A 23,799-nucleotide genomic window follows, 5' to 3' on the forward strand; every position below is an offset into this window, starting at 1 on the left:
CAGACACTTTTTGCGTCAAAGCGTCGCCGCGGCTTGAGCGGGATAGCGGAGCGATCGGGCTATTCCAGCGGTCGAAGCCGCGCAGATTCGCTGCAGTGTTAAAATGCGCCCCAGCAAAGCAGGCCAGGCAGTCGCGGCCTCTGCGGTTTCGGCCAAAGAGGGCGAGGAAAGTCCGGACTCCATAGGGCAGGGTGATGGCTAACGGCCATCCGTGGCGACACGCGGAACAGGGCAACAGAAAGCAAACCGCCGATGGCCCGGCGCAAGCCGGGATCAGGTAAGGGTGAAACGGTGCGGTAAGAGCGCACCGCGGCTGCTGCAAGGCAGACCGGCACGGTAACCTCCACCCGGAGCAATTCCAAGTAGGCAGGCTAGCATCTTCGAGATGCAGGACGGGGCCCCCGTCACGTCTGCGGGTAGGAAGCTTGAGCGCGTCAGTAATGGCGCGCCTAGAGGAATGACTGCTACGCGCGCCGCGTTTTCGGACGTGGCGTGTGCACAGAATCCGGCTTATCGGCCTGCTTTGCCACCCAACAAAAAATGCCGGCGTCCGTGTGGACGCCGGCATTTTTATTTTGAAGCGCTGGTTCGGTCAAATGCGCGGCTATCTGCGCGTGCCCGCCGAAGCGCCGCGCTCAACCCGCGACGATATCGAACGAGTGTGTGAGCTCGGCGGTCTTCGCGATCATGATCGACGCCGAGCAGTATTTGTCGTGCGACAGATTGATCGCGCGTTCCACCGTTGCCGGGTTCAGATTCTTGCCCGTGACCGTGAAGTGAAAGTGGATCTTGGTGAACACTTTCGGATCTTCGCTGGCGCGCTCGGCCTTCAGCGTCACCGAACAGCCGGCCACTTCCTGGCGGCTTTTCTTCAGGATCATCACGACGTCATACGCCGTGCAGCCGCCCGTGCCGAGCAGAACCATTTCCATCGGACGCGGCGCGAGATTGCGGCCGCCGCCTTCCGGCGCGCCGTCCATCGTGACCAGATGACCGCTGCCCGTCTCGGCCGCAAACGCCATCCCGTCTTGCCCCATCCAGCTAACTTTGCATTCCATGCTGTGCTCCACCGCGCTGCGCTTATATCGAAAACGCATTGTAGCCCGGCGTTTGCGTGTCCGCCCGAAGGGACTTTCGGCGGAACTTATGCCGGATGACTGCTTGCGTGTTGCGGTGCGGCATGTTCCGCCGATTCGGGAATGTCCTGACGGCGTTAGGGGTTTTACTCTAGTCGATGTCTGCTTATGCATCGGCTTAAAAATGGATTGGTATTTGATTTTAAAGAGAATTCGGTGTTTTTTCGTCTGCAGATATCGATGCCACATTGTGGGATTGCATTTCGCAATGCAAATGTTCTTGCGTCGCACAAGGGTGACTCATATAATCGATCCCATCGGTTGCAGCAGTTCTGCAACCTCCGCTGTCTCCTCCACCTCCTCCTTTGGTGGATTAAACCCGAACCGCTCGTTCGGGTTTTTTTTCGGCCATGTTTTCCCCGAACTGATGCCGTTCGGTGAGCCAGGAAGAACGTCGACTGGCGCAATCCGGTCGTCGCCGGGCACCGCTTCTCGTCCGAAACGCCGCAATCTTTGACTCGGCGTGACAAATTCCTTTATAATTCAGAGCTTTTCCGCATCCGCGCCCGCGGAGGAAGAACCAGGGAGAGCCTGCACGCGCCTCGATGCGCACACTACAAGCAGGAAAAAATACATTGGGCGCAGCAATTTTTTGGATCGATCATGAAGACGTTTTCCGCAAAAGCCCATGAGGTTACGCGTGAATGGTACGTGATTGACGCGACGGATAAGGTTCTCGGGCGTGTCGCCAGCGAAGTGGCACACCGTCTTCGCGGCAAGCACAAGCCTGAATTCACTCCGCACGTCGACACCGGTGATTTCATCATCGTTATCAACGCCGGCAAGCTGCGCGTCACGGGCAACAAGGCTACTGACAAGAAGTACTACCGTCACTCGGGTTACCCGGGCGGTATTTATGAAACGACGTTCGGCAAGATGCAAGAACGCTTCCCGGGCCGTGCGCTCGAGAAAGCGGTCAAGGGCATGCTGCCGAAGGGCCCGCTCGGCTACGCGATGATCAAGAAGCTGAAGGTCTACGCTGAAGCAACGCATCCGCATTCGGCACAACAGCCGAAAGCGCTCGAGATCTAAGGGGAGCCCACATGATCGGTAACTGGAATTACGGCACGGGCCGCCGCAAGAGCGCCGTCGCACGCGTCTTCATCAAGGCTGGCAAGGGCGAGATCATTGTAAACGGCAAGCCTATCGCCGATTACTTCTCGCGCGAAACGTCGCTGATGATCGTGCGTCAACCGCTGGAACTCACGAACCACGGCGTCACGTTCGACATCAAAGTCAACGTGAACGGTGGCGGTGAAACGGGTCAAGCCGGTGCGGTTCGCCACGGCATCACCCGCGCGCTGATGGACTACGACGCAACGCTGAAGCCGGAACTGTCGAAGGCTGGCTTCGTGACGCGTGATGCTCGTGAAGTCGAACGTAAGAAGGTCGGCTTCCACAAGGCACGTCGCCGGAAGCAATTCTCGAAGCGTTAATCGCTTCGTGTGCGATCCGGCTTTCGGGCTGGAGCGCTGCAAAAGCCGCCAACGCTTTCGCGAAGGCGGCTTTTTTTATGGTTTTTCCCCGTTGAGTTTGCGGCGACAGTTTGCTCGCTGGGGCAGTGGTTCGGTCCGCTCAGGCAGGCTGAAGGCAGCTGAGGCGCCCATCGATAGCGTTTCCTGGAAGAACCCATTGATTTTGTGGGCTTCAGCACGATATTGAGATCAGCCCTACAATAGCGGTTAGAAGCTTTTTGGAGAGTTCGAATGAACGCAGTCACCGATACACCCGTGACCGAGATGCCCGCCCCCTTCGTTTTTACCGACGCAGCGGCTGACAAGGTCAAGCAACTGATCGAAGAAGAAGGCAATGCGGACCTCAAACTGCGCGTTTTCGTGCAGGGCGGCGGCTGCTCGGGCTTTCAGTACGGTTTTACGTTCGACGAAGCCGTCAACGAAGACGACACCGTCATGAACAAGAGTGGCGTCCAGCTGCTGATCGATTCGATGAGCTACCAGTATCTGGTCGGCGCTGAGATCGACTACAAGGACGACATCAACGGCGCGCAGTTCGTCATCAAGAACCCGAATGCTACGACCACCTGTGGTTGCGGCTCGTCGTTCTCGGTTTGATGGCCGGCCGGTCAGGCGAGAGGTTGTAAAAGGAAACGGGGCTTCGGCCCCGTTTTTTATTGCCTGAACCAATGACGCTGGCTCTTCGCTTAGCGCGGGTAGATCGCTCCGAGTACGCGCTTGGCAGTAGCGCCGGTGACCGCCGGCAAATTGCCCGGCAGGCGCGCCACACAACGCATTGCCAGCCAGGCGAACGCCAGCGGCTCAACCTGGCTCGGCGGAACGCCGAGCGCGTCGGTTGTCATTACCGGCACACCGCTTACGCCGCTGTCCTCCAGCGCCTGTTGCAGGGCCTTCAGAATCTCCGGGTTGCGCGCACCGCCGCCACACACGTAGACCGCCCTGGCGTCCGACGCATGGCGTTCGATTTCGCGCGCCACCGTAACCGCGGTCAGCGCGACCAGTGTGGCTTGCACGTCGGCGGGGGCGAGGGCGGCGAACGGTTGGAGCTTTGTATCCAGCCATTGCGCATTGAACAAGTCACGGCCGGTGCTTTTCGGCGGTTGTTGCGAGAAAAAGGGCTCGTCGAGCAGCGCGTTCAGCAACGAGCGATCGACCTGCCCGCCCGCGGCGAAATGGCCGTTTTCGTCGAAAGGCTTGCCGAGATGGCGCTGCGCCCATTCGTCGAGCAGCGCGTTCGCCGGCCCGCAGTCGAACCCGCGCACACCGCCGGTCGCGTTCAGGATCGTGATGTTGCTGATGCCGCCGAGATTGCAGACCACCCGCGTTTCGTCTTTCGCGCCGAACACCGTGGCGTGAAACGCCGGCACGAGCGGCGCGCCCTGGCCCCCTGCCGCGACGTCCCGGCAGCGGAAATCGGCGACCACGTCGATGTGCATCATTTCCGCGAGCAGCGCGGGGTTGTTGATTTGCCGCGTGTAACCCTTTTCCGGCCGATGCCGCACCGTCTGGCCGTGGACGCCGATTGCACGGACTTCCGAAGCCGGTACGCGGCTGCCTTGCAGCAATTCGTGGCAGCACACGGTGTAGCGAGTGGCGAGCGCATTGGCGGCCAATGCTTCTCGCTCGATTTCGTTGTCCCCCGGCTGTTGCAGCGCGAACAGCGCTTCGCGCAAGCTGGCCGCGAAGCCGACAAACGCCTCGGCCAGCACCACCGGCGGCTTTCCTTCGGCGAATCTGACGGCCACACCGTCCACGCCGTCCATGCTCGTGCCGGACATCAATCCAAAGTAGACGCCGTCTGCGGGGTCTTGCGCCACGTTGCTGCTCCTCTTGGTGATTCGTTGCGATCTGTTTTAGCAGATTATCGGCGCAAGCGCGGCCGAATATAAAGTGTGACGGCGCCAATCGCACGGCCGGCCACGCCGAAATCATGCGCCAGCAGGGTGCTTATGGCTGAGTCTGTGGGCGCGGCGGCGCGCATCTATGGGACAATCTCCTTTTTTTGCGACTTCACGTTTCCAGCATGACCACCGAGTCCACCAAGCCTAGCCCCGCCTTCCCGATCACCGACGAGGTCCGTCACGCGCTCGCCGTCACCAAGCGCGGTGTCGACGAACTGCTGATCGAAGACGAATTCGCGCAAAAGCTCGCGAAGAGCGCGGCAACAGGCGTACCACTGCGTATCAAGCTCGGCCTCGATCCAACCGCGCCTGACATCCACATCGGCCACACGGTCGTGCTGAACAAGATGCGCCAGTTGCAGGACCTGGGTCACACCGTGATTTTCCTGATCGGCGATTTCACGTCGCTGATTGGCGATCCATCGGGCCGCAATGCCACGCGCCCGCCGCTCACGCGCGAGCAGATCGAATCGAACGCGAAAACGTACTTCGAGCAAGCCGCACTCGTGCTCGATCGCGACAAGACTGAAATCCGCTACAACAGCGAATGGTCGATGCCGCTCGGCGCCGACGGCATGATCAAGCTCGCCTCGCGCTACACGGTGGCGCGTATTCTCGAGCGCGAAGATTTCACCAAGCGCTTCCAGGGCGGTGTGCCGATCTCGATCCACGAATTCCTGTATCCGCTGATGCAAGGCTACGACTCGGTCGCGCTCAATGCCGACCTCGAGCTCGGCGGCACGGACCAGAAATTCAACCTGCTGGTGGGCCGTGAACTGCAGAAACAGTACGGTCAGGAACAGCAGTGCATCTTGACGATGCCCTTGCTCGAAGGCCTGGACGGCGTCGAGAAGATGTCGAAGTCGAAGAACAACTACATCGGCATCAGCGAAAAGCCGACGGACATGTTCGGCAAGCTGATGAGCATCTCCGACGTGCTGATGTGGCGTTATTTCGAATTGCTGTCGTTCCGTCCGATGGACGAAATCGCCGGCTTCAAAAAAGAGATCGAAGCGGGCCGCAATCCGCGCGATTTCAAGGTGATGCTTGGCCAGGAAATCGTCGCGCGCTTCCACTCGCAAGCCGATGCCGAGCGCGCGCTCGAGGACTTCAATCATCGCGCGAAGGGCGGCGTGCCGGACGATATTCCCGCCGTGACGCTCGCGGGCGCACCGCTCGCAATCGGCCAGTTGCTCAAGCAGGCCAACCTCGTACCGTCGACCAGCGAAGCGCTGCGCAACATCGAGCAGGGCGGCGTGAAGATCGATGGCACGACCGTGTCGGATAAGGGCTTGAAGGTTGAAGCCGGCGAGTACGTCGTGCAGGTGGGCAAGCGTCGTTTCGCGCGCGTCACGCTGACGGCGTGATGGCTCAGCGATAACGCGATGGTGACTCGAGCAGTGCATCCGGAATCGAGCCGATGATCGCGCTGATCCAGCGTGTGCGGCGCGCGGAAGTGCGCGTGGGCGAGCGCGTGACCGGCGCGATCGAGGCGGGCCTGCTCGCGCTCGTGTGCGCCGAACGCGGCGACACCGAGGCCGCCGCTGACCGGCTGCTCGCCAAAGTGCTTGGTTACCGTGTCTTCAGCGACGCTGCGGGCAAGATGAATCTCTCCGTGCAGAATCTCGACGGCGCCGGGCACGCAGGCGGCTTGCTGCTGGTTTCGCAGTTCACGTTGGCAGCCGACACCAACAGCGGCCTGCGCCCGAGCTTCACGCCCGCCGCACCGCCCGATGAGGGCAAGCGGCTATTCGATTACTTCGTCGCGGCAGCGCGCGCAAAGCATCCGATCGTCGAGACAGGCGAATTCGGCGCCGATATGCAGGTGTCGCTCGTCAATGACGGGCCGGTCACGTTCTGGCTGCAGACAAACGCTTGAGATTCAACTGCCGCCGCCTGGTGCATGCGGCGGCACGCATCCACTCTCCCAGCCGCTATTTGCGACAATAACGGCTCGGCATAACCGGCTAATGACGCCCACGCTTATCTCATGACCACGCAGATTCTGTTCATCCGCCACGGCGAGACCGACTGGAACCGCATCAAGCGCATTCAAGGTCACATCGACATTCCGCTCGCGATGACCGGCCTCGCGCAGGCGCAACGCCTGGCTCGCCGCATTGCGAATGAGGTGAAAGAGGGCGCACGGTTCGACGCGATTTATTCGAGCGATCTGCAGCGCGCACAGCAGACGGCGCAGCCGATTGCCGACGCGCTCGGCCTGCCGCTGCAACTGCGTGAAGGTTTGCGTGAGCGCTCGTACGGCGCATTCCAGGGGCACGACAGCGACGAGATCGCCGTCCGGTTTCCCGATGAATACGCGCACTGGCAAACCCGCGATCCGGGCTTCGCACCGCCTGAAGGCGAGTCGCAGCGCGCGCTCTATCACCGTGTGCTGCATGCGATCGAGCCGCTGGTGGCCGCGCATCCGGGCGGCCGGATCGGTGTCGTCGCGCACGGTGGCGTGCTGGATTGCGTGCGGCGGTTTGCGTGTGGTTTGTCGCTCGATGCACCGCGTGATTACGCGTTGCTGAACACGAGTGTCAACGTGGTGGATTACACCGACGACGCCAGCAAGGCGACGATCGTGTCGTGGGCGGACGTGTCGCATCTCGATGCGCCGAGCGACGACGATAGCTTTAAGAGGGTGGCAGAACCTGGGCGTTAAGCTGCACGGTTCTAAATCGGTCTCACGCGACGTGTATCCGCTTAGGTCGCTGCCGAATCCCACATGCCGGATACGGGGCTCGAAGCATCTGGCGCGGCGAGACCGAAATGCCGGTACGTGAGCAACGTGGCCACGCGGCCGCGTGGCGTGCGCTGCAGAAAGCCTTGCTGGATCAGATACGGTTCGAGCACGTCTTCGATCGTGTCGCGTTCTTCGCCGATGGCCGCCGCCAGATTGTCGACGCCGACCGGGCCGCCGTCGAACTTGTGCAGGATCGCTTCGAGGAGCTTCCGGTCCATCAGGTCGAAGCCAACCGCGTCCACGTCGAGCATTTTGAGCGCGGCGTCGGCCACTTGCGCGGTGATGTTGCCGTCCGCTTTCACTTCGGCGAAATCGCGCACACGACGCAGCAGTCGGTTCGCGATCCGCGGCGTGCCGCGCGCGCGCTTGGCGATTTCGAACGCGCCATCCGGATGGATCTGTGCATGCAGCAATGACGCCGAACGCGTGACGATGCGCGCCAGCTCCTCTGCGTTGTAAAACTCGAGCCGCGCAACGATCCCGAAGCGATCACGCAGCGGATTGGTGAGCATGCCCGCGCGCGTGGTTGCGCCGACCAGCGTGAATGGCTGCAGATCCAGCTTCACGCTGCGCGCGGCCGGCCCTTCGCCGATCATGATGTCGATCTGATAGTCCTCCAACGCCGGATACAGAATTTCTTCGACGACCGGCGAAAGCCGGTGGATTTCGTCGATGAATAAAACGTCGTTGGCTTCGAGGTTGGTGAGCAGTGCGGCGAGGTCGCCGGCGCGTTCAAGCACCGGGCCGGAGGTTTGCCGCAGATTGACACCCATTTCCCGCGCGATGATGTGCGCGAGCGTGGTCTTGCCGAGACCCGGCGGGCCGAACAGCAGCACGTGGTCGAGCGATTCCGAGCGGCGTTTGGCGGCCTCGATGAAGATTTCCAGCTGACCGCGCACCTTTTCCTGGCCGACATATTCTTCGAGCTGGCGCGGGCGCAGCGCACGCTCGAACGCTTCTTCGTTCGGCGAGACGGGCGTGGCCGCGATGATGCGCTCGGCGGCGAGTTTGTCGGTTTCGATCATGCGGTCATTGTACCGCGCCCTGCCCGTTGCGAAACTCGGCCGAACGGCCAGGGTGCGCGTCGCGCCGCCATGTGCGAAGCTTTACTTATCGCACGCAACGCCACCGCCACGGCAAGAGCTTTTAACCCTTGGAGAGCGCCTTCAACGCGAGCTTGATACCTTCGGAAACGCCGGTGCCCGCCGGCACGTTCTTGACGGCGGCCAACGCTTCTTTTTCGGAGTAACCCAATGCGATCAGGGCGTTCAGAATATCGGAGGCATGGTCGGATGCCGACGCCGCACCGGCCAGTGCGCCCAGGTCGGCGCCGATCTTGCCCTTCAGTTCGAGGAGCAACCGTTCTGCGGTTTTCTTGCCGATGCCAGGCACGCGAGTCAGGCGCGCGGCGTCCTGCATCGTGACGGTCTGCGCCAGTTCATGCACGCTCATGCCGGAGAGCACGGCGAGCGCCATGCGTGCGCCGATGCCGGTGATCTTCAGCAATTCGCGGAAGGTCGAGCGCTCCTCGGCGGTGCCGAAGCCATAGAGCAGATGCGCGTCTTCACGCACGATCATTTGCGTGAGCAGCACAACACGCTCACCGGTCGAGGGCAGGTTGTAGAACGTGCTCATCGGCACATCGACTTCGTAGCCGACGCCGTTGCAGTCGACGAGTAGATGCGGCGGGTTTTTTTCCAGCAGAACGCCGGCAATGCGACCGATCATGGCGGATTCAATCTTGAGAGAAAGGGCGAGTGTAGCGCAGCGAGTGCGCGGCGGGCGCGACGCATTATGCCCAATCGCGGTTGACCCGCGTATCGCAGCCCACTAGACTGAGATCCCTTTTGGCGGGTTCTCACCCGGCACAACCAGAAGGAGCTTCCATGCTGAGCCTCACTACTCTCGCGCTGTTTGCCGGCGCGTGTCTCGCGTTGACCGCCACGCCCGGCCCCGACATGTTGCTGATTGCTTCGCGCAGCGTGAGCCAAGGGCGGCCGGCGGGTTTTGCGTCGTTGGCGGGTATTCTGGTCGGCACTTACTGCCATGCATTGGCGGCCGCTTTCGGTCTGTCGCAGCTTTTTCTGGCCGTGCCGATGGCGTACGACGTCGTGCGTTTCGCCGGCGCCGGCTACCTGTTGTATCTCGCCTGGAAGACGTTCCGCACGCAAGGCACGGTGCTGTCGCCGAATGCGTCGATGAGCCGTTATCCGGTTGGACGCATTTTCCGGCAGGGCCTCTTCACCAACTTGCTGAATCCCAAAGTCGCGCTGTTCGTGCTCGCGCTTTTTCCGCAATTCGTGCGGCCCGAAGCAGGCTCGGTGGCGTTGCAGATCATGGTGTTGGCCACCGTGCTGAATCTGATTGGATTCTGCGTGAACGGCGCGGTGATCCTGATGGCGAGCAAGCTGAGCCGCAAGTTGTCGGCGGGGCGTCGGCCGTCGCGCGTGCCGCAGTATTTGTTGGGGACGGTGTTCGCCGGGCTAGCGTGCCGGTTGGCAATGGCGAGCCGGAACTGAGTGCTGCGGGGGAGTGGCCCGTGTGTGCGCGTCTGAGCACCGCTAGCGTCGGCGTCGTCCGTTCGCCTATCCGACCAGCCGCCCGCGCCGCACTCGCAAGCCTTTCTTGGCGAGCGAAGGCGCAATGCCACCTAGCGTGCTAAGCGTCGTGCCGCCGTGCGCGTGGCAGATCGCCATGCCGAGGGCGTCGGCGGCATCGGTGCCGGGCACGCCGGAGAGGTTGAGTAGCCGTACCACCATCTGCTGCATCTGCTCCTTCGTCGCGCGGCCGTAACCGACGACGGCCTGCTTCAACTGCAAGGCCGTGTATTCGGCCACGGGCACACCGCCCGCTACCAGTCCGCAGATCGCCGCGCCACGCGCCTGGCCGAGCAGGAGGGTGGATTGCGGGTTGACGTTGACGAAAACCTTTTCGATCGCCGACTGATCCGGTGAATGCTGACGGATCAGCGTCGAAATGCCTTCGAAAATGGTGCCGAGACGCGACGGCAGATCGGCGTCGGCGGTTTTGATTACGCCGCTTGCGACGTAGCTGAGCGTGTGTCCGGTTTGATCGATGACGCCAAAGCCAGTGACGCGCAAGCCGGGGTCGATGCCGAGAATTCTCATGAGGTGCCGCAGGTGCGGTAAAAACCAGGTGCTTGCGATACTACAACGAACGCTCGGTGTGGCGGTTGGTGTGCAGCGATGCTGGCGGAATAAATACTTCTGCTGCGTGCGTTGAAAGGGGGATCGCTCGCACGCGCGAAAGGAAAACGGCCCGGTGGAAATTTCCACCGGGCCGTTTCGTTCAAGCCGTGTTAGCGACTACCGCATCAGAAAGAATCAGGCGGTGTCCGCGAAGCCGAAATCAATGCCGGAAGTGACGCACCCCAGTCAACACCATCGCGATGTTGTGCTCGTCTGCCGCGCTGACCACTTCATCATCGCGCATCGAGCCGCCCGGTTGAATCACGCAGGTCGCGCCTGCCGCAACAACGACATCCAGACCATCACGGAACGGGAAGAACGCATCCGACGCTACAGCCGAGCCGGTCAGCGTCAAACCGGCGTTCTGCGCCTTGATGCTCGCAATCCGCGCCGAATCCACGCGGCTCATCTGGCCCGCGCCAACGCCGAGCGTCATGCCGTTGCCGCAGAACACGATCGCGTTCGACTTCACATACTTCGCGACGCGCCACGCGAACAGCAGGTCGTCCATTTCCTTCGGCGTCGGATGACGCTTCGTGACCACGCGCAATTCGCGCGGCTGCACGTTTTTCGAATCGAGCGATTGCACCAGCAGGCCGCCGCCGACGCGCTTCAGATCGAACGCGTTATGGCCTTCACCCAAAGCGATTTCCAGCAGACGCACGTTCTGTTTGGCCGCGAACACCTGGCGAGCCGCTGTGCTGAACGACGGAGCGATCAGCACTTCGACGAACTGCTTGGCCACCGCTTGCGCAGCAACTTCGTCGACTTCACGGTTGAACGCGATGATGCCGCCGAACGCCGAGGTCGGGTCGGTCTGGAACGCCTTCGCATACGCTTCGTTCGCGTCCGCGCCCACTGCCACGCCGCACGGATTCGCGTGCTTGACGATCACGCAGGCCGGCACGTCGAACGTCTTCACGCATTCCCACGCTGCATCGGAATCGGCGATGTTGTTGTACGACAGTTCCTTGCCCTGCAACTGCTCGTAGTTCGCCAGTGCGCCCGCCGGCACGGCGAGGTCGCGATAGAACGCGGCGCTCTGGTGCGGGTTTTCGCCGTAGCGCAGGTCCTGCACCTTGTTGAACGCCAGGTTGAACGTAGCCGGGTAAGCGTTGCGCGACGAATGTTGCAGTTCGTCGGTGAGGCTCGTCAGGTAGTTCGTGATCGCGCCGTCGTACTGTGCCGTGTGCGCGAATACCTTGGTGGCCAGACGGAAGTTCGTCTTGTACGAAACCGCGTTGCTGTTCGCACGCATTTCATCGAGCACGACCGCGTAGTCCGCCGGATCGACCACCACTGTTACGTCGCGATGATTCTTCGCGGCCGAGCGCAGCATGGTCGGGCCGCCGATGTCGATGTTCTCGATCGCGTCTTCCAGCGAGCACTCTTCTTTCGACACGGTCTGCACGAACGGATACAGATTCACGACCAGCAGGTCGATCGTCGGGATGTCGTGCTTTTCAAGCGCGGCCATGTGTTCCGGCAGGTCGCGGCGCGCCAGAATGCCGCCGTGCACCTTCGGATGCAGCGTTTTCACGCGCCCGTCCAGCATTTCCGGGAAGCCCGTGTAATCGGCGACTTCGGTGACGGAGAGGCCCGCGTCCGCGAGCAGTTTCGCGGTGCCGCCGGTCGACAGGATCTTGACGCCGAGGTCCGACAGCGACTTGGCGAAGTCGACGATGCCGGACTTGTCGGAAACGGAGATGAGCGCTTGCTTGATCATGATGAAGACGAAAAGCCGAAGGGAAACGTGGCAGGGCGCCTGAAACTACAACAAACCGTGCTGTTGCAGCTTCTTGCGCAGCGTATTGCGGTTGATGCCGAGATACTCGGCGGCCAGCGACTGGTTGCCGCCGGCCTGCTCGAGCACCACTTCGAGCAAGGGTTTTTCTACGCATGAAATAACCATGTCGTAGACGTCATGCGGATTGGAGCCGTCGAGATCCTGGAAATACATGCCCAGGCTGTCGCGGACAGATTGTTCGATATTGTTCTTGCTCATGCTGCTAGTCGGTCGGTATGGTCCGGCTCGCCGTCGTTCTTGCTGAGCGTCTCGTCGACGTAGACGAGACGGTCGGAGATCGCCTTTTGGGCGTCGAAGAATTCGTTGACGGCGAGGAGTTGTTCGCGCGTGGTGTCCAGCGTATTCATGCGGTGCCGGAACACATTGGCGCCAGAAAGGCCGCGAGTGTACCAGCCGATATGCTTACGCGCTGTGCGGACACCCGTAAATTCGCCGTAGAACTCGTAGTGATCTTCGAGATGCTCGTTCATGACCTGCTGGATTTCGTCGATGCGCGGTGGCGGCAGCAACTCGCCCGTTTGCAGGAAATGCTCGATCTCGCGGAACAGCCACGGCCGCCCCTGCGCGGCGCGGCCGATCATGATGGCGTCGGCGCCGGTGGCGACGAGTACCTCGCGGGCTTTTTGCGGCGACGTAATGTCGCCATTGGCGACCACCGGAATGCGCACCGCCGCTTTAACGGCAGCAATGGTCTCGTATTCGGCGTCGCCGTGATACAGGTCGGCGCGGGTGCGGCCGTGCACGGTCAGCATGGAAATGCCGGCGGCTTCAGCCAGATGCGCTACCGACAAAGCGTTCTTATTGTCGCGATCCCAGCCAGTACGGATTTTCAGCGTGACGGGCACGGCGTCAGGGCCAATGCCTACCGCATTGACCACCGCCTCGACGATGCGCTGCACCAGCGGCTCGTTCTGCAGCAAGGCAGAACCCGCGGCCACATTGCAGACCTTCTTGGCCGGGCAGCCCATGTTGATGTCGATGATCTGTGCGCCGTTCGCCACGTTGTAGCGCGCGGCTTCCGCCATCATGGCCGGATCGGCGCCGGCGATCTGCACGGCGATGGGTTCGACCTCGCCCGTGTGATTGGCACGGCGCATGGTCTTTTCGCTCTTCCACAACTGCGCATTCGACGCGACCATTTCCGACACCGCATAGCCTGCGCCCAGCCGTTTGCACAATTGCCGGAACGGCCGGTCGGTCACGCCGGCCATGGGGGCGACGAACAGGTTGTTACGCAGATTGTGGGAGCCGAGAGTAGGCATGACTTGGACGCGCCTGCGACCGATCGTTTCAGTTTCTTTTCAGATTCTGTCAATCGGAGCATTCGCGAAATGCGAGGGAAAACCGCTATTTTAGCGTTAACAGATAGTCGGCACCCGACTTGGGTCTGCCGTAACTCATTAAATCTTCTATGAAAGTGATCCGGTTCATAGAACCGGACCCGCTCGTGCGGCCTCGCTTAGGTGCCTGATCATGGTGCCTAAAAAGGCCGCAGCGGCTGTGGAGTGCGAGCGGGCGGCGTTTAGCGGCGCTGGCCGAACATCATTTGCCGCGCCAGCGCGGTTTTCACCGGCGGCACGAATTCGAGCGCGGTGAGGGCGAGGCCGCGCAAGGCGGCGAGCGGCGGGAAGTCGACGGTGAAAAGGCGTGCGAGCGTGTCGGTCGCGCCGATCGTCAGGCGCCGGTCGAGCGCGCGGCGTTGCGCGAACGTAGCCAGGGCGAGCGGGGTGGGGCCCTCCGCCGACAAGGCGTCGGCGAGCGCATGCGCGTCGCGCAGGCCGAGATTCAGACCTTGGCCCGCCACCGGATGCAGCGTCTGCGCCGCATTGCCAATGGCGACGACATGGCCCTGGACGAGCGTATCGACCGCGTTCAGTCCCAGCGGGAACGACGCGCGCCCCTTGATTTGCGTAAAGCGGCCCATGCGGCTGCCGAATGCGGCACCGAGCTCGCGCAGGAATTCGTCGTCCGTGAGTTGAGCGCGTCGCGCGGCTTCTTCGGGCGCGCAGCACCACACCAGCGCGTAATTCGCACCGCGCACGCCGCCCATTGGCAGCAGCGCGATAGGCCCTTGCGACGTAAAGCGCTCCCATGCCACATGCGGCTGCGGCGCGGACACGCTGACCGTGCCGACCAGCGCGGTTTGCCCGTAATCGCGCGTGTCGCCGCTGGCGGCGCTACCCGTGCGCCCGGCGGTTTTCTGGTCGCCGAATAGGCCGCCTTCGGCATTGACCAGAATCCGCGTGCGTAGCTGGCGTGTGACGCCCGCGGTTTCGATCGGCAGCGTGACGCCGTCGAGGTCCTGAGTCGGCGCCGCGGCGGAGGTGGAGCGGAACCAGTGTACGGCGCTCGCGTGAACCGCCTCGGCGAGACCATGCACGATCGCGCCATAACGCAGCACGTAGCCCAGCGCCGGCAAACCGTGCTCGCTGTGGTCGATCAGCGTGCGGCCGAAATGGCCGCGTTGCGACACGTGGATGCGCTGGATCGCGGTGGCCTCGGCGGGCCAGCGCAGCGGTTCGAGAATCATCCGGCTGCCGTGCGACACGGCAATTGCGCGCGGATCGGCGATCGAATCTTCCGGCTCGCGCGCGTCGATCAGCGCGATCTTCAGCGCCTGTGTCGCGCTGCGGCGCGCCAGCCAGCCGGCAAGCGCCAGCCCGACCGGCCCGGCGCCGACGATCGTCACATCGAAGTCGAAGGGACGGTCGGACATGGCGGGTTTCAGAATTACCGTCGACTGAGAAACGTCGTTCATTGCGGGTTGCTTCCTTCGCTCACTACCTGAATGACTGCCTGGTTCATTGCGTGACCTACTGCTTTGATTGCTGGGCAGCGCGGGCTTCCTGCATCAGCGCCTCGATCTCCTCCGCGGCCACCGGCACGTCGCGTGTGATCAGCTCGCAGCCGTCCGGCGTGACGATCGCGTCGTCTTCGATGCGGATGCCGATGTTCCAGTAGCGCTCGGGCACGCCCTCGGCCGGACGGATGTACAGACCAGGCTCGACGGTCAGCGCCATCCCCGCCTGCAGCGTGCGCCACGGCAGCGCGCCCGCTTCGTCGCGCGGTGCGCCGCGTTCGCGGTAGTCGCCGACATCGTGCACGTCCATACCGATCCAGTGGCCGGTACGGTGCATATAGAACGGCGCATAGGCGCGCTCGGCAATCACGTCGCCAACCGAGGCGAACTTCGTACGGTCGATGATGCCGGTGTCGAGCAACCCTTGCGACAGCACGCGCACAGCGGCCTGGTGCGGATCGTCGAAGGTGGCGCCGACGCGGGTGGCGTCGACGGCAGCCTGCTGCGCGGCCAGCACGATGTCGTACAGCTCGCGCTGCGCCGACGTGAAGCGGCCGCTCGCCGGGAAGGTGCGAGTGATGTCGGATGCATAACCGTCGAGTTCGCAGGCGGCGTCGATCAGGATCAGGTCGCCGTCCTGGGCAATCGCGTTGCCGGCCGGGTAGTGCAGCACGCAGGCGTTGGCGCCTGCGGCGACGATCGACGTATAGGCCGGCGCTTGCGCGCCGAATTTGCGGAATGTGTAGAGCAACTCGGCTTCGAGTTCGTACTCGCGCACGCCGGGGTGGCAGGCGGCCATCGCGCGGCGATGCGCCTGCGCCGAAATCTGTCCGGCGCGGCGCATGATGGCGAGTTCGTGGTGATCCTTGACGAGCCGCATATCGTCGAGCAACGGGATCAGGTCACGCGCGACGGTGGGGGCGGCGACGCCGCTGCGGCCTTGCGCGCGCACAACGTCGAGCCAGCCGCGCACCTGTTCGTCCAGTTCCGCCGACGTGCCGAGCGCGTAATGCAGCGACGGCTTGTCGGCGAGAATATGCGGCAGTCGCGTATCGACTTCGCTCACGGCGAAGGCGGCATCGAAGCCGAACGCCTCGCGCGCGCCGTCCGGCCCGAAACGGAAACCGTCCCACGTCTCGCGCTCGACATTCTTCTCGCGGCAGAACAGGACCGAAGCCGGCCCACCGGGCGCGGCGCTCGCATCGAGCACCAGCAACGCCTCGGGTTCGGTGAAGCCCGTCAGATAGTAGAAGTAGCTATCGTGCCGGTAGGGGTAGTCGGCGTCCCGGTTGCGCAGCTTTTCCGGCGCGGTGGGCACGATGGCGACGCCCCCGCCTGCTGCACGCAGCGCGGCGAGTACGCGCTCGCGGCGCGTGCGATAGACGTCGATGGCGATGATGGGTTCGGTCGGCTGGTTCATTTTGCGATTGTAGCGCCCAATGCGGAGACTTATTTTGCGCGGATACTGACGGGAGAAGGTGGCCGCCCCAGCCGCATTAGCCATTTGGCCGGGTAGACTGCGCGCGGGCGCTCCGGCAATGTTGCAATCCATCCACAGCGAGCATCCATGCGGCTTGCGAAGCGGCTTCGCCGTGCTCGGGAATGCCGCCGACCACTTATACTTTCGCCGAATTCAAGAAAAGGCAGATGGCAATGATGAAACTCATCGGTTCGCTCGCCAGCCCGTTCGTGCGTAAAGCGCGGATCGTTCTGGCCGACAAGAAGATTGACTACGAACTCGTGCTCGAGAACGTCTGGGCGCCGGAGACCACGATTCACACCTTCAATCCGATCGGCAAGGTGCCATGCCTCGTCATGGAAGACGGCGAAGCGGTGTTCGACTCGCGGGTGATCTGCGAATACGTGGATACGTTGTCGCCGGTCGGTAAGCTGATTCCGCCGTCAGGCCGCGAGCGCGTCGAAGTGCGTTGCTGGGAAGCACTCGCCGACGGCATCCTCGACGCCGCGGTGCTGATCCGCCTCGAAAGCACCCAGCGCACGCCCGAGCAGCGCGTGGACGCGTGGGTGGCGCGGCAGCAACGCAAGATCGACGAAGGCCTGATCGCGATGTCGCAAGGCTTGGGCAGCAAGCCATGGTGCACGGGCAATCACTACACACTCGCGGATATCGCGCTGGGCTGCGCGCTGGGCTACCTCGATTTCCGTATGCCTGAGCTGAACTGGCGCGAATCGTATCCGAATCTGGATAAGCATTTCCAGAAGCTGTCGTTGCGTCCGTCGTTCGTTGATACGGTGCCGGCGGGTTGAGGGAAGTAATCATGGCCGCATAGCAGTGTGGTTTTCTGGATGCCCGATGCCTAAAGTATTCGCCAGATTGCAAAATGATGTCATTGAAGCTTTCAAAGGCATAAATTAAAGCTTACGTTTGTGGTAAAAATGCGCCTGCCCGTCAGGCGCATTTTTTTTTGTCTGTCGCGCGACGCAATGGTTTATGCAATCGACATACGTGGGTTTTTTCTCCGGTGATATGCGGCCATTGCGAATGGGCGGCGCATGAAAACGTGCCGTCGATATCAATAATGTCCGCAACCGAGACTTCCAACATGAAACCGTACCGCTTTGCCATTGCTGCTTCTGCCTGTGCACTGTTTGCTGCGTGTTCGAACGTCGGCAACGTCAATCCGACCGCGCTGATCCAGTCCGGCCAGCAGGCCGTTCAGGCCGCCACGCTTAGCGACGCCGACGTGCGCGCGCTGACCGACAAGTCGTGCGCGCAACTGGATAGCCAGAATCAGATTGCCGCCGCGAACAGCACGTACCAGAAACGTCTGGACAAGATCGCCGCGCAACTGGGCAATAACATCAATGGCGTGCCGGTGAACTACAAGGTGTACGTCACCAAGGACGTCAACGCATGGGCGATGGCAAATGGCTGCGTGCGCGTCTATAGCGGCCTGATGGACTTGATGAACGACAACGAAGTGCGCGGCGTGGTCGGCCATGAAATGGGCCACGTGGCGCTCGGCCATACGAGAAAGGCGATGCAGGTCGCGTACGCGACTTCGGCGGCGCGCTCGGTGGCATCGTCGGCGGGCGGCGTGGCGGGGAGTTTGTCCAGCTCGCAGCTTGGCGATTTTTCCGAGAAGCTGATTAATGCGCAGTTCTCGCAAGCCCAGGAAAGCGCAGCCGACGATTATTCATTCGACTTGCAGAAAAAGAAGAATCTCGATCCGTCGGGATTGGTGACGGCTTTCAGCAAGCTCGCGCAACTGGATGGCGGTAAGTCGAGTATGTTGAGTTCGCATCCGGCGTCTCCGGCGCGCGCGCAGCATATTCAGCAGCGGATTGCGTCGAATCAGTAACGCCTGATTTTTTATAAACGCGCGCTCACGGTGTTTCGGAGCGCGCGCTTTTCTATTGAGGCGGATTTTTGCGGCGATTCGTTTCGGCGCTTTTGCGTATAAACGGCGTCGGCGTAGTTACGGAATTTATTTTTTGCCGTTTTGCCGCCGCCTGATCCCCGGCCCGAACGCAAATCCGAATGCCAGCAACAGCAACGAAATTGCCAGCACCGTGTTGTTGCCGCTCGTCACATAGGGCGTGCTGCCCGAGGTTCCTTGCACCGCCACATCGAGCGAGCCGATCGTGTACGGCGCCAGGCGCCCGATCACTTTGCCGTTGGCGTCGATCGCGGCGGTCGTGCCGGTGTTGGTGGCGCGCAGCATGGGCCGGCCGGTTTCCAGCGAACGCATGCGCGCGATCTGCAAATGTTGATCGAGCGCGATCGTGTCGCCGAACCAGGCGAGATTGGTCGAGTTGACCAGGACGCCCGCCGGCGTATTGCTCTCGCGGATGCTCCGGGCGATCTCCTCGCCGAAAATATCCTCATAGCAGATGTCGACGGAAACCGGCTGGTTGTGCACGATGAACGGCTTCTGCACGGGTGCGCCGCGCGCGAAATCGCCGAGCGGAATGCTCATCAGATTCACGAACCAGCGGAAGCCCCACGGCACGAATTCGCCGAACGGCACGAGATGGTGTTTGTCGTAGCGATACACGTCGCGCGTGCCAGGCGTGACGCCGAACAGGCTATTCGTATAGTCGACCACCTGGCCTTCCGGCGTGATGGTGCCGCCGATCGCCCCGAACACGATGGCGGTGCCCGTTGTATCCGCGAAGTTGCGCACCGCTGACGCGAACTGCGGTGGCAATTGCTGTGCAAGCACCGGAATGGCGGTTTCCGGCGTGACGATCAGGTCGGCCGGCTTCGACGTGATCATCTGCTGATACATGTCGATCGCGGCGCGCATGCCGGCTTCTTCGAACTTCATTTCCTGTTTGACGTTGCCTTGCAGGAGGCGCACCGTCAGCGGCGCGTTGGCCGGCAGGGTCCATTGCACGAGCGGCAGCAGCAGACCTGCCGCGATCAGCGCAAGCGCGACGCCCCCCGGCACCGCGACGCGCGCGACGCCACGGCTCGCCGCGTTGACAGCCTTGCCGCCGTTTGCGGCAGCGAGCGGTCTACGCGAGGGCAGCAGCGGCACCAGCGCCTGCACGATCAACGCCGCCACCAGCGCCAGCATCCAGCCGACGCCATACACACCCGCCACGGGCGCAAACCCCGCGAACGGGCCGTCTACCTGCGCATAACCGCTCGCAAGCCACGGAAAGCCGGTGAATACCGTGCCGCGCAACCATTCGCCGATCGCCCATGCGCTCGCGAAAGCCAGCGCACCATGCCAGGTCGGCGAGAACGGTTGGTCGGTGTCGGACGTGCCGGTATCGGACGTCCCGGTACCGGACGTGCCGTTGCGCGCATGCCCCGCGCAAAACGACCAGATGCCTGCAGCAAGTGCGGGGTACACCGCCAGATACAGAGAAAACAGCACGACGGCCGCGCCCGCGAGCGGTGCGGACATGCCGCCGTAGTCGTGCATGCTGACGTACAACCACCACACGCCGCTGACGAAGTTGCCGAAGCCGAAGGCGCCGCCCGTCAGCGCGGCGCTTTTCCAGCCGGTCGTGCGCGTGAGCCATGCAAAGAAAAACACGAAGATCACGAGTTCGAGCCAGCCGCCATGCGGCGTCGGCGCGAACGACAGCGTATTGGCCGCACCGGCGGCCAGCGCGACGAGGTAATGCCAGCGGGGCAGCGCACGGCCGCGCGCGTCTCGGGTGACAGGGGCGGCAGGGGCACTCACGCCGCGGCGCGAACGGGATGTAATCGGGTCGGCCATTGTTGCGCGGTCGGCGTGAGGAGTTGGAGAAGCGAAGAAAAGAAGCGGATCAGGTTTGCACGTGCTGTGCTTCGCGCTCACGCTGGCCGGCAAGCGGGTCGCGGCGCACCAGCAGCATGTGAATCTGGCGGGCGTCGCCGCGCAGAATCTCGAAGATCAGATCGTCGAGGCGGACTTTTTCGCCACGATGCGGCACCCGGCCGAAATGATGCGTGACAAGCCCGCCGATCGTATCGACTTCGTCGTCCGAGTAATGTGTGCCGAAGGCCTCGTTGAATTGCTCGATTTCAGTGAGCGCGCGCACGCGGAAGCGCCCGTCCGGCGAGGCGATGATGTTGCCGCTTTCCTCGTCGAAATCGTATTCGTCTTCGATATCGCCGACGATCTGTTCCAGCACGTCTTCGATCGTAATCAGGCCGGCCACGCCGCCGTATTCGTCGACCACCACCGCGAGGTGATTGCGATTCACGCGGAAGTCGTGCAGCAACACGTTCAGGCGCTTCGACTCCGGGATGAAGACAGCGGGACGCAGCATGCCGCGCACGTCGAATTCCTCTTCGGCGTAGTAGCGCAGCAGGTCTTTCGCGAGCAGCACGCCGATGATGTTGTCGCGATTGCCCTCGTAGACCGGATAGCGCGAGTGGGCCTTTTCCAGCACGTAGGGGATGAATTCGGCGGGATTGTCCGCGATGTTGATCGCGTCCATTTGCGCGCGCGGCACCATGATGTCGCGCGCGCTGAGTTCGGACACCTGGAAGACGCCCTCGATCATCGAAAGCGAGTCGGCGTCGATCAGGTTGCGCTCGTGCGCGTCCTGCAGGATTTCGAGGAGTTCTGCGCGCGAGTCGGGCTCGGGCGAGATGAAGTCGGTCAGACGCTCAAGGAGTGAGCGTTTTTCTTGCGGTTTGTCGGTTTGACGTCGACTGGGATACGTGTCGTTCATGGTAGTGCGCCCGGCGAGACTGGGCGCGCTGTTGCAGAGCATTAAGGATACACCAGGCACATGGCAGGACCGTGTCCCGCCTGGTTTGGCGATGAGTGAAACGGTAATAAAGCCGCCCGGCCGCGTGCGGTGGGGGCGTAGGTCAATCCTAACTGATTACAGGAGGAAAAGCGTTTTCGAGCAAAAAAGCGCGCCTGTTCCTGAGTTGTCCCGCGGCCGTCCTATTTCTGCCCGGCCTCGCGGCTTTCCTCGCAGCAGCGTTCAAGCAGCGCTTCCAGCGCGCGGTCGGGCATGCCGCTTTCGCGCAGCGCATGGACCGTACGGCTGACATATTCGAGCGTGGTGCCGTAGCGGCCGCACGCACAGCCGAACACGGCTTTGACGATCTCGTCGCGCAGCTTGCCGGTGTAGCTCGGCACGTCGCGGCGCATCACGAAGGCGAGCGCGTCGACGCGCCGGCCGTCGGCGAGCACGCAGGGCAGCCACGCCGGGCGGTACGACCCCATCGCCATTTCACGGCGCCACAATGCTTCCAGATGCGGCATCGCACCCTCGGCGGAGAGGCGGAAGGCGATGCCGGAGCACGATCCGCCGCGATCGAGCGCGAGCACGAGACCGGGCTGTTCAGGCGTGCCGCGATTCACGCGCGACCACAAGTACAGGCCGCGGTGATAGCCGTGCACTTTCGAACGGGTGGCTTCGGCGGTGGGGAGGCCAGGATTCCAGATCAACGAACCATAGCCGAACAGCCACAGATCGCTCTTGCGGTCCCAGTCACGCAGCGCGCAGTCTAGCGACGCGCGCAGCTCCTCGTCCGTCAGCAGCCGCGACTCGCCGAGCGCGGGCGGATAGTCCGGGCAGGGCGTGTTTCGGGTATCGGCTTCAGGAGAGGACGTGCTCACGGCGGCTTCTAACGGTGATGGAGTGAGGGCAAAGACTATTGATAAGGATCCGGGAAGCCGAGCTTGCCGAGGATTTCGGTTTCGATCGCTTCCATTTCCTCGGCTTCTTCTTCGATCTCGTGATCGTAGCCTTGCGCATGGAGGGTGCCGTGCACCAGCAGATGCGCGTAGTGCGCGATCAGCGGCTTGCCCTGTTCGGCGGCTTCCTGTTCCACCACGGGGCAGCACAGGATCAGGTCGCCGGTCACCGGATCGTCTTCCGATTCGGCGTAGGCGAAGGTCAGCACGTTGGTGGAGTAATCCTTGCCGCGATAGGTGCGGTTCAGCGTGCGGCCTTCTTCGGCGTCGACGAAACGCACGGTCAGCTCGCCGTCCGCGAAGAGCGCGGCCTTGATCCAGCCGGCCACGGTGGCGCGCGGCAGCAGCGCCTTGTGTTCCGGCCAGATCCTGGCGGCGGGGAATTGCAGATTCAACGTCAGTTTCGGTGCGCGGCTCATGCGGTTTCGGCTTGTTGCTTGGGTTGCTGCGGCATATCCAGTGAAATTTGAGGCAAACAGCGCCGCAAATTAGCGCGAATCCGCCGGACTGGCGGTTTTCTGCGAATGCGCATCGTACGCCTCCACAATTCGCGCGACCAGCGGATGCCGCACCACGTCCGCGCTCGTGAAGCGCGTGAGCGCAATGCCGCGCACGTCCGCCAGCACCTGTTGCGCTTCGATCAGCCCGCTCTTCGCGCCACGCGGCAAGTCGACTTGAGTCGTGTCGCCAGTCACCACGGCCTTCGAGCCGAAGCCGATCCGCGTGAGGAACATCTTCATCTGTTCGGGCGTGGTGTTCTGCGCCTCGTCGAGGATGATGAACGCGTGATTCAGCGTACGGCCGCGCATGTAGGCGAGCGGCGCGATTTCGATCATCTGACGCTCGAACATCTTGGCGGTCTTGTCGAAGCCGAGCAGGTCGTACAGCGCGTCATACAGCGGACGCAGATACGGATCGACCTTCTGCGCCAGATCGCCCGGCAAAAAGCCGAGGCGCTCGCCCGCTTCGACGGCCGGACGCGTCAGCACGATGCGTTTGACCTGATCGCGCTCCAGCGCGTCCACCGCGCACGCCACCGCGAGATACGTCTTGCCCGTACCCGCCGGACCGACGCCGAAGGTGACGTCGTGGGAAATGATCTGCTTCAGATACTCGCGTTGCATCGGCGTGCGGCCGCGCAGATCGGCGCGCCGCGTGTACAGCTTCGGGCCGAGTTCTTCGAGGTCTTCGTCGCCGTTGTCGGCCGGTTGGTCGAACGGATGATCCGGGTTGCCGGGGAAACGCGTGTCGACTGTTTCCGTGCCATGGCCGTTGCCGTTCGCACGATGACGCGACGGGTGGCGCACTTCGACGAGCGCGAGCTGAATGTCGTCGACCGACAGCGGCTCGCGCGCGTTGTTGTAGAAGTTTTCGAGCGCGGTGAGCGCGAGTTTCGCGCCGCGCCCGCGAATCGTGATGCGGTGGGCACGGCGTTGCAGTGTGACGTCGAGCGCCTGCTCGATCTGCCGCAGATTTTCGTCGAGCGGTCCGCAGAGGTTGGCGAGCCGCGCGTTGTCGTCGCGCGGTGCGGTGAATTCCAGATGCTGCTGAGTGGTCTTCAAGGCGGAGGATCGATCCTGTCAGGTTCGTGACGCCGGGCG

Annotated in this window: 24 protein-coding genes and 1 other RNA gene; 10 read left to right on the forward strand and 15 right to left on the reverse strand. The window is 62.6% G+C overall.

What is annotated here, in order from left to right:
* The first annotated feature begins 115 nt into the window (after positions 1-115).
* Positions 116-529: RNase P RNA component class A (rnpB, locus tag KHO23_RS20365), an RNA gene on the forward strand.
* A 106-nt stretch (positions 530-635) separates the two neighbouring features.
* On the opposite strand, the gene KHO23_RS20370 is transcribed toward rnpB, so the two are convergent.
* Positions 636-1,058, reverse strand: coding sequence for an OsmC family protein (locus tag KHO23_RS20370; RefSeq protein ID WP_211613053.1), 423 nt, complete (start codon positions 1,056-1,058; stop codon positions 636-638).
* 681 nt (positions 1,059-1,739) lie between these two features.
* Between KHO23_RS20370 and rplM the strand changes: the two genes are divergently transcribed.
* The 3 genes from rplM to erpA all read left to right on the forward strand — a co-directional run bounded on the left by rplM (position 1,740) and on the right by erpA (position 3,208).
* The gene (rplM, locus tag KHO23_RS20375; protein ID WP_007180422.1) at positions 1,740-2,168 is read left to right on the forward strand and encodes a 50S ribosomal protein L13; all 429 of its coding nucleotides are present in this window, start codon (positions 1,740-1,742) and stop codon (positions 2,166-2,168) included.
* Between the two features lie 11 nt (positions 2,169-2,179).
* Positions 2,180-2,572, forward strand: a complete 393-nt coding sequence (rpsI, locus tag KHO23_RS20380) for a 30S ribosomal protein S9 (RefSeq protein ID WP_007180423.1) — start codon at positions 2,180-2,182, stop codon at positions 2,570-2,572.
* 270 nt (positions 2,573-2,842) lie between these two features.
* Complete coding sequence (gene erpA / locus KHO23_RS20385) at positions 2,843-3,208, forward strand: iron-sulfur cluster insertion protein ErpA (protein WP_007180424.1); 366 nt, start codon at positions 2,843-2,845, stop codon at positions 3,206-3,208.
* A gap of 89 nt (positions 3,209-3,297) precedes the next feature.
* On the opposite strand, the gene KHO23_RS20390 is transcribed toward erpA, so the two are convergent.
* Positions 3,298-4,428, reverse strand: a complete 1,131-nt coding sequence (locus KHO23_RS20390; RefSeq protein ID WP_211613054.1) for an anhydro-N-acetylmuramic acid kinase — start codon at positions 4,426-4,428, stop codon at positions 3,298-3,300.
* A gap of 206 nt (positions 4,429-4,634) precedes the next feature.
* Between KHO23_RS20390 and tyrS the strand changes: the two genes are divergently transcribed.
* The 3 genes from tyrS (at position 4,635) to KHO23_RS20405 (ending at position 7,180) form a co-directional block, all read left to right on the forward strand.
* Complete coding sequence (tyrS, locus tag KHO23_RS20395) at positions 4,635-5,879, forward strand: tyrosine--tRNA ligase (RefSeq protein ID WP_211613055.1); 1,245 nt, start codon at positions 4,635-4,637, stop codon at positions 5,877-5,879.
* Positions 5,880-5,932: 53 nt separating this feature from the next.
* Positions 5,933-6,391, forward strand: coding sequence for a D-aminoacyl-tRNA deacylase (gene dtd, locus KHO23_RS20400; RefSeq protein ID WP_211613056.1), 459 nt, complete (start codon positions 5,933-5,935; stop codon positions 6,389-6,391).
* A 111-nt stretch (positions 6,392-6,502) separates the two neighbouring features.
* The gene (locus KHO23_RS20405) at positions 6,503-7,180 is read left to right on the forward strand and encodes a histidine phosphatase family protein (protein ID WP_211613057.1); all 678 of its coding nucleotides are present in this window, start codon (positions 6,503-6,505) and stop codon (positions 7,178-7,180) included.
* A 41-nt stretch (positions 7,181-7,221) separates the two neighbouring features.
* Here the strand turns inward: KHO23_RS20405 and ruvB are convergent, their stop codons facing one another.
* Both ruvB and ruvA read right to left on the reverse strand, forming a co-directional pair.
* Positions 7,222-8,286, reverse strand: coding sequence for a Holliday junction branch migration DNA helicase RuvB (gene ruvB / locus KHO23_RS20410; RefSeq protein WP_211613058.1), 1,065 nt, complete (start codon positions 8,284-8,286; stop codon positions 7,222-7,224).
* Positions 8,287-8,407: 121 nt separating this feature from the next.
* The gene (ruvA, locus tag KHO23_RS20415; RefSeq protein ID WP_093635484.1) at positions 8,408-8,989 is read right to left on the reverse strand and encodes a Holliday junction branch migration protein RuvA; all 582 of its coding nucleotides are present in this window, start codon (positions 8,987-8,989) and stop codon (positions 8,408-8,410) included.
* Positions 8,990-9,147: 158 nt separating this feature from the next.
* On the opposite strand from ruvA, the gene KHO23_RS20420 reads away from it, so the two are divergent.
* On the forward strand, positions 9,148-9,780 hold the full coding sequence (locus tag KHO23_RS20420; protein WP_211613059.1) for a LysE family translocator: 633 nt from the start codon (positions 9,148-9,150) through the stop codon (positions 9,778-9,780).
* Between the two features lie 66 nt (positions 9,781-9,846).
* Here KHO23_RS20420 and ruvC read toward each other — a convergent pair whose 3' ends face one another.
* From ruvC to KHO23_RS20450, 6 genes are all read right to left on the reverse strand, one after another.
* Positions 9,847-10,389, reverse strand: coding sequence for a crossover junction endodeoxyribonuclease RuvC (gene ruvC, locus KHO23_RS20425; protein ID WP_063497310.1), 543 nt, complete (start codon positions 10,387-10,389; stop codon positions 9,847-9,849).
* 241 nt (positions 10,390-10,630) lie between these two features.
* Positions 10,631-12,196, reverse strand: coding sequence for a bifunctional phosphoribosylaminoimidazolecarboxamide formyltransferase/IMP cyclohydrolase (gene purH, locus KHO23_RS20430; RefSeq protein WP_211613060.1), 1,566 nt, complete (start codon positions 12,194-12,196; stop codon positions 10,631-10,633).
* A gap of 45 nt (positions 12,197-12,241) precedes the next feature.
* Positions 12,242-12,475, reverse strand: a complete 234-nt coding sequence (locus KHO23_RS20435; protein WP_007180440.1) for a Fis family transcriptional regulator — start codon at positions 12,473-12,475, stop codon at positions 12,242-12,244.
* Positions 12,472-13,539, reverse strand: a complete 1,068-nt coding sequence (gene dusB / locus KHO23_RS20440; protein ID WP_211613061.1) for a tRNA dihydrouridine synthase DusB — start codon at positions 13,537-13,539, stop codon at positions 12,472-12,474. Before dusB ends, KHO23_RS20435 begins: the two co-directional genes overlap by 4 nt.
* Positions 13,540-13,799: 260 nt before the next feature.
* Entirely contained in the window at positions 13,800-15,035 is a 1,236-nt protein-coding gene (locus tag KHO23_RS20445; RefSeq protein WP_211613062.1) for a UbiH/UbiF/VisC/COQ6 family ubiquinone biosynthesis hydroxylase, read from the reverse strand.
* 55 nt (positions 15,036-15,090) lie between these two features.
* Positions 15,091-16,497 carry an aminopeptidase P N-terminal domain-containing protein gene (locus KHO23_RS20450; protein ID WP_211613063.1) on the reverse strand — a complete coding sequence of 469 codons (1,407 nt, stop codon included), beginning with the start codon at positions 16,495-16,497 and terminating at the stop codon, positions 15,091-15,093.
* Positions 16,498-16,730: 233 nt separating this feature from the next.
* Between KHO23_RS20450 and KHO23_RS20455 the strand changes: the two genes are divergently transcribed.
* Together KHO23_RS20455 and loiP are read left to right on the forward strand one after the other, a co-directional pair.
* Positions 16,731-17,345: a glutathione S-transferase family protein gene (locus KHO23_RS20455; RefSeq protein ID WP_211613064.1), complete on the forward strand. Its 615-nt coding sequence runs from the start codon at positions 16,731-16,733 to the stop codon at positions 17,343-17,345.
* 296 nt (positions 17,346-17,641) lie between these two features.
* Positions 17,642-18,400 (forward strand): metalloprotease LoiP, encoded by a 759-nt coding sequence (gene loiP / locus KHO23_RS20460; protein ID WP_211613065.1) that lies wholly within the window; start codon positions 17,642-17,644, stop codon positions 18,398-18,400.
* Between the two features lie 126 nt (positions 18,401-18,526).
* On the opposite strand, the gene lnt is transcribed toward loiP, so the two are convergent.
* The 5 genes from lnt to KHO23_RS20485 form a co-directional block, all read right to left on the reverse strand.
* On the reverse strand, positions 18,527-20,275 hold the full coding sequence (lnt, locus tag KHO23_RS20465) for an apolipoprotein N-acyltransferase (RefSeq protein ID WP_211613066.1): 1,749 nt from the start codon (positions 20,273-20,275) through the stop codon (positions 18,527-18,529).
* Between the two features lie 49 nt (positions 20,276-20,324).
* On the reverse strand, positions 20,325-21,218 hold the full coding sequence (locus KHO23_RS20470) for an HlyC/CorC family transporter (protein ID WP_091799238.1): 894 nt from the start codon (positions 21,216-21,218) through the stop codon (positions 20,325-20,327).
* Between the two features lie 221 nt (positions 21,219-21,439).
* Positions 21,440-22,120, reverse strand: a complete 681-nt coding sequence (locus KHO23_RS20475; protein WP_211613067.1) for a gamma-glutamylcyclotransferase — start codon at positions 22,118-22,120, stop codon at positions 21,440-21,442.
* Between the two features lie 35 nt (positions 22,121-22,155).
* Positions 22,156-22,617, reverse strand: a complete 462-nt coding sequence (gene ybeY / locus KHO23_RS20480) for an rRNA maturation RNase YbeY (RefSeq protein ID WP_211613068.1) — start codon at positions 22,615-22,617, stop codon at positions 22,156-22,158.
* Between the two features lie 69 nt (positions 22,618-22,686).
* Positions 22,687-23,760: a PhoH family protein gene (locus KHO23_RS20485; RefSeq protein WP_211613069.1), complete on the reverse strand. Its 1,074-nt coding sequence runs from the start codon at positions 23,758-23,760 to the stop codon at positions 22,687-22,689.
* Between the last annotated feature and the right edge of the window lie 39 nt (positions 23,761-23,799).

The organism is Paraburkholderia haematera (assembly GCF_905220975.1).
GTDB classification, from domain to species: Bacteria; Pseudomonadota; Gammaproteobacteria; order Burkholderiales; family Burkholderiaceae; genus Paraburkholderia; species Paraburkholderia haematera.